General features: G+C 56.1%; 17 protein-coding genes. 2 read left to right on the top strand and 15 right to left on the bottom strand.

Annotated elements, in window-relative coordinates:
• Position 1: 1 nt before the first annotated feature.
• Both AC2FIP_RS11545 and AC2FIP_RS11540 read right to left on the bottom strand, forming a co-directional pair.
• The gene (locus AC2FIP_RS11545) at positions 2-1,384 is read right to left on the bottom strand and encodes a trypsin-like peptidase domain-containing protein (protein WP_281973751.1); all 1,383 of its coding nucleotides are present in this window, start codon (positions 1,382-1,384) and stop codon (positions 2-4) included.
• A gap of 182 nt (positions 1,385-1,566) precedes the next feature.
• Entirely contained in the window at positions 1,567-1,950 is a 384-nt protein-coding gene (locus tag AC2FIP_RS11540) for a hypothetical protein (RefSeq protein ID WP_496691905.1), read from the bottom strand.
• A 91-nt stretch (positions 1,951-2,041) separates the two neighbouring features.
• Here AC2FIP_RS11540 and AC2FIP_RS11535 point away from each other — a divergent pair, with 91 nt between their 5' ends.
• The gene (locus AC2FIP_RS11535) at positions 2,042-2,644 is read left to right on the top strand and encodes a TetR/AcrR family transcriptional regulator (RefSeq protein WP_496694392.1); all 603 of its coding nucleotides are present in this window, start codon (positions 2,042-2,044) and stop codon (positions 2,642-2,644) included.
• 104 nt (positions 2,645-2,748) lie between these two features.
• Here the strand turns inward: AC2FIP_RS11535 and rplQ are convergent, their stop codons facing one another.
• From rplQ to AC2FIP_RS11495, 8 genes are all read right to left on the bottom strand, one after another.
• Positions 2,749-3,171, bottom strand: coding sequence for a 50S ribosomal protein L17 (gene rplQ / locus AC2FIP_RS11530; RefSeq protein WP_142639761.1), 423 nt, complete (start codon positions 3,169-3,171; stop codon positions 2,749-2,751).
• Positions 3,172-3,288: 117 nt separating this feature from the next.
• Positions 3,289-4,305 (bottom strand): DNA-directed RNA polymerase subunit alpha, encoded by a 1,017-nt coding sequence (locus tag AC2FIP_RS11525; protein ID WP_281995981.1) that lies wholly within the window; start codon positions 4,303-4,305, stop codon positions 3,289-3,291.
• A 115-nt stretch (positions 4,306-4,420) separates the two neighbouring features.
• Positions 4,421-4,810 carry a 30S ribosomal protein S11 gene (gene rpsK, locus AC2FIP_RS11520; protein WP_037311698.1) on the bottom strand — a complete coding sequence of 130 codons (390 nt, stop codon included), beginning with the start codon at positions 4,808-4,810 and terminating at the stop codon, positions 4,421-4,423.
• A 14-nt stretch (positions 4,811-4,824) separates the two neighbouring features.
• Positions 4,825-5,193, bottom strand: a complete 369-nt coding sequence (rpsM, locus tag AC2FIP_RS11515) for a 30S ribosomal protein S13 (RefSeq protein WP_142639766.1) — start codon at positions 5,191-5,193, stop codon at positions 4,825-4,827.
• A 200-nt stretch (positions 5,194-5,393) separates the two neighbouring features.
• Entirely contained in the window at positions 5,394-6,038 is a 645-nt protein-coding gene (locus AC2FIP_RS11510) for an adenylate kinase (RefSeq protein ID WP_142639768.1), read from the bottom strand.
• Complete coding sequence (secY, locus tag AC2FIP_RS11505) at positions 6,035-7,399, bottom strand: preprotein translocase subunit SecY (RefSeq protein ID WP_271951986.1); 1,365 nt, start codon at positions 7,397-7,399, stop codon at positions 6,035-6,037. The genes AC2FIP_RS11510 and secY overlap by 4 nt, the downstream gene beginning before the upstream one ends.
• 109 nt (positions 7,400-7,508) lie before the next feature.
• Complete coding sequence (rplO, locus tag AC2FIP_RS11500; RefSeq protein ID WP_142639772.1) at positions 7,509-7,982, bottom strand: 50S ribosomal protein L15; 474 nt, start codon at positions 7,980-7,982, stop codon at positions 7,509-7,511.
• A gap of 489 nt (positions 7,983-8,471) precedes the next feature.
• Complete coding sequence (locus tag AC2FIP_RS11495) at positions 8,472-8,684, bottom strand: DUF1127 domain-containing protein (protein WP_496691902.1); 213 nt, start codon at positions 8,682-8,684, stop codon at positions 8,472-8,474.
• Positions 8,685-9,058: 374 nt separating this feature from the next.
• On the opposite strand from AC2FIP_RS11495, the gene AC2FIP_RS11490 reads away from it, so the two are divergent.
• Entirely contained in the window at positions 9,059-10,210 is a 1,152-nt protein-coding gene (locus AC2FIP_RS11490; RefSeq protein ID WP_496786465.1) for a radical SAM/SPASM domain-containing protein, read from the top strand.
• 122 nt (positions 10,211-10,332) lie between these two features.
• Here the strand turns inward: AC2FIP_RS11490 and rpmD are convergent, their stop codons facing one another.
• From rpmD to rpsH, 5 genes are all read right to left on the bottom strand, one after another.
• On the bottom strand, positions 10,333-10,521 hold the full coding sequence (gene rpmD, locus AC2FIP_RS11485) for a 50S ribosomal protein L30 (RefSeq protein ID WP_008757946.1): 189 nt from the start codon (positions 10,519-10,521) through the stop codon (positions 10,333-10,335).
• Between the two features lie 12 nt (positions 10,522-10,533).
• Complete coding sequence (gene rpsE, locus AC2FIP_RS11480) at positions 10,534-11,103, bottom strand: 30S ribosomal protein S5 (protein WP_142639778.1); 570 nt, start codon at positions 11,101-11,103, stop codon at positions 10,534-10,536.
• A gap of 116 nt (positions 11,104-11,219) precedes the next feature.
• A complete protein-coding gene (gene rplR, locus AC2FIP_RS11475) occupies positions 11,220-11,579 on the bottom strand; it encodes a 50S ribosomal protein L18 (RefSeq protein WP_142639780.1) in 360 nt (119 codons plus the stop codon).
• Positions 11,580-11,590: 11 nt separating this feature from the next.
• A complete protein-coding gene (gene rplF / locus AC2FIP_RS11470; protein WP_058272374.1) occupies positions 11,591-12,124 on the bottom strand; it encodes a 50S ribosomal protein L6 in 534 nt (177 codons plus the stop codon).
• A gap of 12 nt (positions 12,125-12,136) precedes the next feature.
• Positions 12,137-12,529 (bottom strand): 30S ribosomal protein S8, encoded by a 393-nt coding sequence (gene rpsH / locus AC2FIP_RS11465; protein WP_142639782.1) that lies wholly within the window; start codon positions 12,527-12,529, stop codon positions 12,137-12,139.
• Positions 12,530-12,533: the final 4 nt, after the last annotated feature.

The raw sequence follows: 12,533 nt of genomic DNA, 5'->3' as shown, positions 1-12,533 counted from the left end.
GTCACAGCCTGAACCGCAAGGAAACCGGCCGCCCGCCCCTGAGGATATCCAGATTGATCCGACGCCCCGGATCGGTCAGCGCCTTCACGACATCAGCAGGTCGCTCGACCCGCGCGCCGTTTATCCCATCGACCACATCGCCCGGACGCAGCCCGGACCGACCGCCATAGCGGCCGGCGTCGACCACAACCACCCCCGTCTGCGACAGCAAAAGCCCCAGCCGCGCGATAACAGCAGGGTTGATCCGCGACACGGTCAGGCCTGGCATCACGGTTTCATCGTTCAGCGTTGTCACTTCCGCTGCCGGAACCTCGGGCGCTTTGACCAAAGCGACCTCAAGTTCAGCTCGATCCTCACCGCGCAGTCGCGTCACCACCGACGTGCCGCCCACACCGGCCACTGACATGCGGAATTTCATCTCTGCCGGCGAGTTCACCTCATCCCCGTCGACATGGGTCACGACGTCCCCAACCTGCAACCCTGCCTCGGCCAACGGGCTGAGCGCATGGAGATCCGAAATCACCACACCCTGCGGGATGACCAAGCCCAGAGACTCAGCGATATCCGCACTCATGTGCTGCCCTGCCATTCCGGCCCAGGGGCTGACAAAACTGTCATTGCCGGCCTGCGCTTGCCGCAGGAATTCGGCAACCAGATTGGCAGGGATGGCAAAGCCGATCCCGTTCGATCCGCCAGAACGTGTCAGGATCGAGGTGTTGATGCCAATCAGATCACCGTTTACATCGATCAGCGCCCCGCCCGAATTGCCGGGATTGATCGCCGCGTCCGTCTGAATGAAATAGCCCCGCGCATTGCCCGTCGCCGTACCGGTCCGCGCCAGCCCCGAGATAATGCCCGATGATACCGTCTGCCCGACGCCGAACGGGTTGCCGATGGCCAGAGCCAATTCACCCACCTCAACCAAATCGGAATCCCGCATGTCGATCGAAGGCAACGCCTCGGCATCTTTCAGACGCAGAATGGCGATGTCGCTTTCCTGATCGCCCAGAACCACCTCGGCCGAAAACTCGCGCCGGTCCGTCGTGACGACCCGTATTTCTGTCGCTGAACCAACAACATGATAGTTAGAGACCACATAACCGTCATCCGTCAGGATCACACCCGACCCCAGCGAATTCTGAACGCGCGGTCGCGGTTCGCCAAAGCCGCCGCCAAAGAAATCCTGAAAGAACGGGTCAGAGAACAGTGAATTCGAGCGCCCTTCGCGCACGATCTTGGCGTAGATATTCACCACAGCTGGCGCGGCCTGTTTCACCACCGGCGCAAACCCTAGGCTGATTTCGGCCTGAGAACGTGGCACCCTGGTTTCCGCCGCGGCAGAGGCAGACAAAAGCGATAAAGCGAAGGCCGTGGCGCGAAGCATCATAGTTCCCGAAAATTTTTGGACTGTTTTGGATATGCGGCGCGATGTCTGTGTTTGCAAGCGCGGTATTGGAGTTTCTGCCAGACTTCAGTCATCACCACCCTGACAAGATTAAGCCAGTCCCGCCACATTTGACATGTCCGACCGCCTGACTACGACGTTCATAGTCAGACGGTTAGGTATTAGCTGAGCTGTCTCGGTTTCAAGCGAACCGATCGGTATGCCAAAACGACAAGCGTAAGTATGGCCCCCTGCCCTACGAGTACTGCGGGCCAGATCAGGGGAAACTGCGCGTCTGTGTACTTTTGCGGTCCGAAGGAAACCGAAGCAAGAAGTGCTGCTAAAAGTGTCAGGCATATACCGGCCTTTGTTTCCGTGGCGCCAAGGAGGATCGCAGCGCAGGCTGCGCTGAGTGCGGCTCCAATAAAAGGCGCGATCCCAAACAGTGGTGTAGCTGTGGGCGGATGTGGCGGTACTCCGGCATAGAGAGCGCTCAGCATAACGATCTGCAAAACGATAAGTGTCAACAAAGCAGCATTGGCCGCCCGATCTTTCTCATAAATCAAATTCGCCTCCTTTTTCCGTAACAAAGTGTACGGTTGCGTTAAGCCGTAACCCAATGTACGGCTTAGTGTCAACACCATTCAGGAGGCCAGATTGAAAGATCACCTACGCACTGCCCGGCAGGAACAGATCGAAACAGCGGCTTATGAACTGCTCGCAGAAAAAGGTTTCGCGGGAACTTCGATGCTGAGCATCGCCAAACGTGCCCGCTGCTCAAACGAAACGCTCTACAACTGGTATGGCGATAAGCTTGGCTTGTTCCGCACCATGGTGTCACGAAACGCTGCGGAAGCAAAAACGTTGCTTGAAAACGCGCTTGCACAGCGTGAAGCCTCGATCGAAACACTCGACGCCTTTGGGCCGGTATTGCTGGATATCATATTGGGCGAGAAGGCAGTTTCTCTGAATCGCGCGGCCGCAGCTGACGCAACCGGCCAACTAGGTAAAGCCTTGTCAGAGGCGGGTCGGGAAACGATTTCCCCTCTCCTGGCACAGCTGTTTGAAGCTGCCAGAACCAATGGAGAGCTAATCAGCAGCGACGATATTTCGGACGTGGTTGATTTGTATTTGGGATTGTTGATTGGTGATCTTCAGATCCAGCGCGCGATCGGGCGCACAGAAAAGCCCGATCCGGGAACATTGGCAAGGCGCGCCGAAGCAGCAACCAGACATTTGCAAACGCTTCTCGGGCCCTGACTAAAGCTGACACATACCAAGAGCAGAGCGGACTTGCGACTGGCTCCATAAGAAAAACCCCCGCGTCCGAGACACGGGGGTTTTCACATGAAAGCCAGGCTTTCTTATTCTTCGTCTGCGGCCTCTTCGGCGGCGGTACGCGCTTTGTCTGCAGCGCCTTTGGCGTCCAGATCGCGGTCAACGAATTCGATTATCGCCATCGGGGCCATGTCGCCATAGCGGAAGCCTGCTTTCAGGATCCGGACATAACCGCCCTGACGCTCGGCGTAACGGGGGCCCAGGATTTCAAACAGCTTTGCGACGTCTTTGTCTTCTTTCAGCTGCGATGCGGCCTGACGACGGGCGTGCAGGTCGCCGCGCTTGCCCAGAGTGATCAGTTTTTCAACGATCGGGCGCAGTTCTTTTGCCTTGGGCAGAGTTGTTTTGATCTGCTCATGTTCGATGAGCGAGCCAGCCATGTTCGCAAACAGAGCCTTGCGGTGCTCATGAGTACGGTTCAGGCGGCGGTAACCACGTGCGTGACGCATTTTCTAGTTCCTTCTTTAGCGTTTTGCTTTGTCTGGCCGGCGATGCGTGTCACCGACTCTCCTTGGGGCAAGATCGCCCTTGATTCCCCGGCAGCCCGGGCATTGGGGAAGACGCGCTTAAAACGCGTCTTCGAATTTCTTCGCCAGATCTTCGATGTTGTCGGGCGGCCAATCCTCGACATCCATGCCAAGGTGCAGACCCATGCCGGACAGCACTTCTTTGATCTCGTTCAGCGACTTGCGGCCGAAGTTCGGGGTGCGCAGCATCTCGGCTTCGGTCTTCTGGATCAGGTCGCCAATGTAGACGATGTTGTCGTTCTTCAGACAGTTTGCCGAACGGACAGACAGTTCCAACTCATCTACCTTCTTCAGCAGCAGCGGGTTGAACTCCAGACCATCATCCTCGTCCTGACGACCAGCCGCTTCCGGCTCATCGAAGTTGACGAAGATCGACAGCTGATCCTGCAGGATGCGTGCGGCATAGGCCAACGCGTCCTCGGGGGTGATCGAACCGTCAGTCTCAATCTTCAGGGTCAGCTTGTCATAGTCTAGAACCTGACCTTCACGCGTCGGCTGAACATCATAGGCGACCTTTTTAACCGGCGAATAGATCGCGTCGATCGGGATCAGGCCGATAGGTGCATCTTCTGGCTTGTTCTTTTCAGCCGAGACATAGCCCTTACCGGTGTTGACGGTCAGTTCCATGAACAGGTCGGCACCATCATCCAGGTGACAGATGACGTGATCGCGATTCAGAACCTCGATGCCAGCGCTTTCGCTGATGTCCCCTGCGGTGACGATTGCCGGACCTTTTGCATTGATCGACAGACGCTTGGGGCCTTCGACCTCCATGCGCAGAGCGACCTGCTTGAGGTTCAGGATGATGTCTGTGACGTCTTCACGCACGCCTGCAACCGAACTGAATTCGTGCAGGACGTTGTCGATCTGAACGCTGGTGATGGCCGCACCTTGCAGCGAGCTCATCAGAACGCGGCGCAGGGCGTTGCCCAGTGTCAGACCAAAGCCACGCTCCAGCGGTTCTGCAACCAGCGTTGCCTGGCGCGCAGGGTCGTTGCCCGGCTTACTTTCCAGCTGGGTTGGCTTGATCAATTCTGCCCAATTCTTGTGGATCATGTAATCCCTCCATTCCTGTCCGCGCCCCATGACCAACAAGGTGCAGACGCCCGAGGTTCAAAATGACGTGCTGGGGCCGTGCAAAAACGCGGGCCCCAGCTCAATTCTAATTCGCTTAGACGCGGCGGCGTTTCGGCGGGCGACAGCCATTGTGAGCGATCGGCGTCACGTCGCGGATCGACGTGATGTTGAAGCCCACTGCAGCCAGTGCGCGCAGAGCCGATTCACGACCCGAACCGGGGCCCTGAACTTCGACTTCCAGCGTCTTGACGCCGTGATCCTGCGCCTTTTTACCTGCGTCTTCCGCAGCCATCTGAGCAGCATACGGTGTAGATTTACGCGACCCTTTGAACCCCATGGTCCCGGCCGACGACCATGCAATGGCGTTGCCTTGCACGTCTGAGATCAGGATCTTGGTATTGTTGAAGGTCGAATTCACATGGGCCACGCCCGATGCGATATTCTTGCGCTCTTTTTTCTTGGTACGAGTCTTTTCGCGTGCCATCGGTCAGACCCTCCTTATTTCTTCTTGCCAGCAATGGCCTTTGCGGGGCCTTTGCGGGTACGAGCGTTGGTATGGGTACGCTGACCGCGAACGGGCAGGTTACGACGATGACGCAGACCGCGGTAGCAACCCAAATCCATCAGGCGCTTGACGTTCATCTGAACTTCGCGACGCAGGTCACCTTCGACGGTGAAGTTTGCGTCGATATGTTCGCGGATGGCCAGAACTTCGGAATCCGACAGCTCATTGACGCGACGGTGCGCTTCAATGCCTACGGCTTCGCAGATGGCCTGCGCCGAGGTGTTGCCGATACCGGTGATATATGTGAGGGCGATAGGTACCCGCTTTGCAGTCGGGATGTTTACGCCGGCAATACGTGCCACGTGTCACTTTCCTTTTTGTTGCGGTTCCGTAGCTCCGGAACCTTTTTTCACAACACTTGACCGTGGCAGTGACGCCAGAGGGCCCAGTATTATTCGAGGTGGTCGGGGCAGTTAGGACGAATCCCGCCTGCGATCTTGATTCCCTTTAGGGATGGGGGTCGATATGGGCTTTTCCGCTTGGCGTCAAGGCCATATTGGAGCTAGCCGAGTACGGCCTCGATCGACGCAGTCACTTCCTTGATATCGGCCAACCCATTGACCGGGCGAAGATCGCCTTTGGCGTAGTAATAACCAATCAGCGGTGACGTCTTTTTGTAGTACTCCATCAACCGCGTGCGCAGGCTGTCTTCGTTGTCGTCGGCGCGACGCGTGAACTCTTTTTGCTCACCACAGTTGGTGCAGCGACCATCTGCCGGAATCGGCTTGGTCTTGTCATTGTAGACCTCGCCACAGCCCGAACAGGTCGAACGTGCGGTGATCCGATCCACCAGGGCATCGTCATCCACCCGCATCTCGATCACAGTGTGCAGTGACTGGCCCAACTTGGTCAGCAGAGCCGCCAATGCGTCGGCTTGTGCCAATGTGCGGGGGAAACCGTCAAAGATGAAACCGGCACCGGTTTCGGTGGTCAGCTTCTCTTCGATCAGGCCGATGACAATCTCATCGGTGACCAGCTTGCCGGCATCCATGATGGCTGCAACCTTCAGGCCCATCTCGGTGCCTGAGGTTTTGGCTTCGCGCAGCATGTCTCCGGTGCTCAGCTGCACCATGCCGCGTGTTTCAACAAGATGACGCGCTTGCGTTCCTTTACCCGCCCCCGGGGGGCCCAGAAGAATGATGTTCATCGACGAGCGGGTCCCTTCCTGCCGCGTTTCTTACCCTTCCCGCGCAGTTGGGACTTTTCGATAAGCCCTTCGTATTGATGCGCCAGCAGGTGGCTCTGAACCTGTTGGATCGTATCCATGGTCACAGAGACGATAATCAGAACCGAAGTACCACCGAAATAGAACGGAATGGCAAACTGGCCCCGCAGGATTTCAGGCAGCAGACAAACCGCCGCCAGATAAGCCGAACCCAGAACCAGAACGCGGTTGACCACGTATTCCAGATACTCGGCGGTTTTCTTACCCGGACGGATACCCGGCACAAAACCGTTCTGCTTTTTCAGGTTATCCGCCACGTCATCCGGTTTGAACGACACGTTGAACGTGTAGAAATAGGCAAAGAATACGATCATCGACGCAAAGAACAGCAGGTACAGAGGCTGACCGGGTCCAAAATTGGCCAGCAGCCAGGACATGATCGGCCCGTTGGTCGCACCCGATGAGAAGGTCGAGATCGTCACCGGCAGCAACAGCAAAGAGCTGGCGAAGATCGCCGGGATAACGCCAGCCGGGTTCACTTTGACCGGCAAGTGGCTCGAGCCGCCTTCATAGATCTTCATACCGGCCTGACGGCGCGGGTATTGAATATGGATCTTGCGCAAAGCGCGCTCCATGAACACCACAAAGGTGATCACGGCGATGACCATGACAATCACTCCGATGATCACTGCGGGGCTGATTGCGCCGCTGCGGCCACTTGCGAAGAACTGAGCCAACGCTGCCGGAACCTCGGCGATGATGCCAACGAAAATAATCAGAGAGATACCGTTGCCGATGCCGCGCGCGGTGATCTGCTCACCCAGCCACATCAGGAACATGGTGCCGCCAACCAGTGTAATCATAGTCGACAGGCGGAAATAGAGGCCCGGATCGGTCGCCAAATCGCCCGACTCCAGCGAAACGGCCAAGCCATAGGCCTGAACAGTGGCCAGCGCCACGGTGCCGAAACGGGTATATTGGTTGATCTTCTTACGACCCTGCTCGCCCTCTTTCTTGAGCTGTTCGAGCGCGGGAACCATCGAGGTCAGCAGCTGAATGATGATCGAGGCCGAGATGTAAGGCATGATGCCGAGGGCAAAGATACCCATCCGCCCAAGCGCCCCACCGGTGAACATCGAAACCATACCGCCGATGCCCTGCCCCGCTTGCTCCATGAACTCACGCAGGGCCTGTCCGTCGATCCCCGGCACCGGTATAAAAGTGCCCAGGCGATAGACGATCAACAAACCCAGTGTGAACAGGATGCGGTTGCGCAGATCGGTGGCTTTGCCCAAAGCAGCCCAGCTAGTGTTGGCTGCCATTTGTTCTGCTGCTGATACCATAAATCGGTCTCTCTTATGAAAACACCGCCCGGAACCGTTTTCCGGCTCGGGCGGCGTCTTGGAAAACTCTGAGGTCTATGTAAGCGGGTCTTGGCCCGCTCACAAGCGCTTACTCTGCCGCAGCGGCTTTTGTGACCGTCAGTGAACCGCCTGCTTTTTCGACTGCCTCAACGGCAGCTTTCGAAGCACCAGTTACTTCCAGGGTCACCTTGGCGCTGATTTCGCCTTTGGCCAGAACGCGGATACCGTCCAGTTTACGGCGAACCAGACCGGATGCAACCAGTGCGTCCTCGGTGATCGCGGCTTTGGCGTCCAGCTTACCGGCGTCGACGAATTTCTGGATCAGGCCCAGGTTGATAACGGCAAACGCCTTGCGGTTCGGCTTGTTAAAGCCACGCTTGGGCAGGCGTTGGTACAGCGGCATCTGGCCACCTTCGTAGCCATTGATCGCCACACCCGAACGGGATTTCTGACCTTTGATACCACGGCCACCCATTTTACCTTTACCGGAACCGGGACCACGGCCGACGCGGGTCCGTTTCGGTGTGGCGCCTGGGTTGTCGCGCAATTCATTCAGTTTCATTTCGCTTCTCCTTCGCCGGAAATGACCCCGAAGCGTGATGGGTCAAACACGGCATTTCTTGGTTTTGATTCTTGCGGCGCAGTACGCCACCGGAGCCCGATACAGCTTTGTGGCTGAGGATGCAAGTTTTGAAGTGAACAACGCCCAAACTGTCTAGCCTTCAGCATTTTGGATTGGCGCGTCCAGTGGATTAATCCGGTGTTTGGGCAGCCATGGAGGAATCCGATATGGGTCCGTTGTATATTCGATGAGCAGATCCAGCGCCGGGCAGTCTGACGGAATACCCAATACGCCAATCTGATAGTCTCGCACTGTGTCAGCCTCGTGATCGCGTTATTGGGACATAGCCCCCTCTAATAGTTCTCATGGAAAATTTCCAAACGATCCACAATGCAGAGCGACCAATTTCACCGTGCCTGTGCCTTTCAAGCACGCAGAATCAAAAGAGGCGCCAAATGGCGCCTCGGTGTTGTTCAGCCTGCCAGGTTCTCAGCAGTAGACGTGCTTATGCGCAATATCACTTATATCGCACCGGCGGATACCAATGTCGTTCAGTTCACGATCAGTCAGGTTCTGAAGCTCTGAATAGGTGCGGCCGAATTCGGCGCGCAGGGCATAGGCCTCTTTCACGCGTGCGATCAGAGTTGCGATGCGGGCGGTCAGACCAAAGCCTTCGCGGGAAAAAGTTGCTGTGTTTGCCATTTCTATATTCCTTTCTAAACCGGAGCGTATTCTCCAGATTTCGTTTGCGTTCCTATTTGGGACAAAGCTCAAATAAGAACGCCAGATAACGCTAACAACAGAAGATTCGGTCTGGCCGGTATGCATTGGGGGAATGGCAGTGAAAACACTGTTTAGACATCCCACTACAGGCTTTCGTTGAAATAGACCTGTGGATTTCTCGGCTAAAGATAAGATCTATCAAATTTATATATTTTAATATCTTTTTTCTTTTACGGACCCATATTTTCACTATTCTATCACATATCCGTGAACTATCGGGCTATTTCGGCCTGTTTTACCATTTTCGCCTCGCACGTTTAGGGCGTCCTCGACTTCATGAATGAGGATACTCCATGCCTTTGGTTTCAAGCGTTATTAGAAGGTTGCGCTGGATTCAGCGCCGTCCTTCCTTGAAGCAATCGGCAAACCTGTTGCGCAACGTTCGGGGCTATCTTCTTCACTCTCAACAAGCCGCCCCGCTGCCGTCTCTGGTGAAAATTGATATTTCGCCGCTGTGCTCACTAGCCTGTCCACATTGCGTCCATGCGAACCCGTCCCGACGCAACCGGCCATTACTCAGCGATCAGAATTTCGGAAAGCAGGACAAACTCAGCATTCAGCAGTACCGGCATATCATTGACCAGATCAAAGATCGCGCGCTTGGTGTAAGCCTGTTCTACTATGGCGATCCTCTGGCACACCCGGACCTCAACGACATGATCCGGGCCACGACTGCAGCCGGTTTGGAAAGCCATATCACCACCCATTTCAGCTATCGGCTAAAAGCCGAGAGGATTCATGACCTGGTCGATGCCGGGCTTAGCCATATCACAATCTCGGTTGATGGCGCGACGCAGGAAAGCTTTCAGGTTACCCGTGTTCGCGGACGCCTGGATTTCGTTCTGAACAACCTGCGACTACTGGCTGGCTATAAAAAGAGGAAGGGTCTGAAATCTCCGTTCATAGAAATACAGCATATCTCTTTCCCCCATCACGCCGAGGATGAATTGGATCAGGTGAAGGCCATCGTAGACGAGATTGGTATCGACGCCTTTACCACGTTTGAAGGGCTACGGTTCGATGCAAATGGAGATCTGTACAACGTCGTAGACGACGATCCCGATCGGATTGAAAATGGCCCGCCCCTGTCATCATCCCTCACCCCAAGGTGCCATTGGCCCCACAGCAGCACGGTCATTCGCTTTGATGGCGATGTGATTCCCTGCTGTCTCTGGCGATCCGGCCGCCAATATGTTTCCGACAAGAACCGTGATCCGCATGTGTTGGGAAATGTTTTCGACGAACCACTTGAAACCATCTGGAACAACGAAAAATACAAAGCTCTGCGCCGGCAGGTCTGGAACCCGCGTGCTCATTCCAAACGCGAAGCAGCAGCCAGTTTTTGCGATGGATGCCCCAGGCTGTACGAAAAACCAGGCAGAGAACCCCCGTTGCGCCATGAAGTCGACATTGAGTTTGCAGAAAAAAAGGCGCTCGGGTCATAGCCGAGTTTGCGCCGAGGCACTGATCAGCACCATAAGACGAGCCGGAAAAAAAACGACCGGCCAAACAAGAAAACGCCCCCGATCAGATCGGAGGCGTTTTTAAGTCTTCAAAGAACTCGCGATTAGCCGCGTTCTTCGATGATCTCTACCAGATGCGGGATCTTGTTGACCATGCCGCGGACCGAAGGAGTATCCTCCAACTCACGGGTTTTGTGCATCTTGTTCAAGCCCAGACCGATCAGGGTCGCGCGCTGTTCGGCGGGGCGGCGGATCGGGGAACCGATCTGCTTGACGACGATGGTTTTTGCCATGGGTCGCTCTCCTTATGCTTCTGCTTCAGCAGCAACAGGCGCTTCGTCCCGCTTGGGCAGGATGTCAGCAACTTTCTTGCCGCGACGCTGTGCAACCGAACGCGGGCTCTGCTCTTTTTGCAGGCCGTTGATGGTGGCGCGGATCATGTTGTACGGGTTCTGCGAGCCCAACGACTTGGACACAACGTCCTTGACGCCCAGCATTTCGAACACAGCACGCATCGGACCACCGGCGATGATACCAGTACCTTCAGGTGCCGAGCGCATAACCACTTTACCGGCGCCGTGACGGCCTTCGATATCGTGGTGCAGGGTCCGACCTTCGCGCAGCTGCACGCGGATCATCTGACGCTTGGCTTGTTCAGTTGCCTTACGGATGGCCTCGGGTACTTCTTTTGCTTTACCCTTGCCAAAGCCGACGCGGCCCTTCTGATCGCCGACAACCACCAGAGCGGCGAAGCCAAAGCGCTTACCACCTTTTACGGTTTTCGACACGCGGTTGATCGCGACCAGACGGTCTGCGAATTCCGGAGTTTCGTCGCGGTCGCGGCCACGGCCCCGACGGTTTTCACGTTCTGCCATTTGGCATCCCTTTTCTCATGTGGCGCATTGCGGCGCCGTTGTTTCAATCCAAGTGAGCCTCGACTATTGCCGAGGCCCCCGGATCATCGGGGCAGCTGAGGCGCTGCCCGCAAGTCTTAGATCTTCAGACCACCTTCACGCGCAGCGTCGGCGACAGCCTTCACTTTGCCGTGGAACAGGAAGCCGCCACGATCGAAATAAGCCTCTTCGACGCCTGCCTTCTTGGCACGCTCGGCGATGGCTGCGCCCACTTTCGTAGCCGCTTCGACGTTGTTTGTGCCAACTACACCCAGATCTTTTTCCAGGGTCGAGGCCGAGGCCAGGGTCACGCCACGAACGTCGTCGATCAGCTGAGCGCTGATGTTCTTGTTCGAACGGTGAACCGACAGGCGTACACGACCTGCATTGACCTTGCGAAGTTTGTTCCGAACGCGCAGGCGGCGCTTCAGAAACAGGGTTCTTTTGCTGTTTGCCATTGTTTGCGTCCTTACTTCTTCTTGCCTTCTTTGCGGAAGATGAATTCGCCCTTATAGCGGATACCCTTGCCTTTATACGGCTCGGGACGGCGCCATTCGCGGATTTTCGCCGCGACTTCGCCCACCTGCTGCTGGTCGTTACCTTCCACAATGATCACGGTCTGCTTCGGTGCGGTGATGGTGACACCTTCCGGAGCAACGAAATCAACGTCGTGGCTGTAGCCCAGGTTCAGCTTCAGGGTGTTCCCCTGCATCTGAGCCCGGTAACCAACACCCTGGATCTCCAGCTCTTTTTTGAAGCCTTCGGTCACACCGGTTACCAGATTGGCAACCATGGTGCGGCTCATGCCCCATTGCTGACGAGCACGTTTGGACATGCCACGCGGGTTGATTTGAACCACATTGTCTTCGACCGACAGCGTAACGTCATCAGTCGCAGTGAAGCTACGGGCACCTTTCGGGCCTTTGACTTCGATGGTCTGGCCGGAAACCGAGGCGGTTACACCGCTGGGCAGTTCGACCGGACGTTTACCAATACGAGACATTGACAGACCTCCTTAGAAGACGGTGCAGAGCACTTCGCCGCCAACATTGTTGGAGCGTGCATTCTGGTCCGACATCACACCTTTCGGAGTGCTGACAATCGACACACCCAGACCCTGACGGACCTGCGGGATGTCATTGACGCCCATGTATACGCGACGACCGGGCTTGGAGACCCGCTTCAACTCGCGAATGACAGGGGTGCCTTCGTAGTATTTCAGGCTGATTTCGATGGCCGGATGACCGTTTTCACCAGTCATCTTTTCGTAGCCACGGATGTAACCTTCGTCCGCCAGCACGTCCAGAACCCAGGCGCGCAGTTTCGACGCCGGAGTGTTTACAGTGGACTTGCCGCGCATTTGCGCGTTGCGGATACGGGTGAGCATATCGCCGATAGGATCGTTCATATCT

It is taken from the genome of Ruegeria sp. CDSB114, assembly GCF_059611025.1.
The sequence above is the reverse complement of the archived record's forward strand: the minus strand, read 5'-3'. Positions and strand labels throughout refer to the sequence as shown.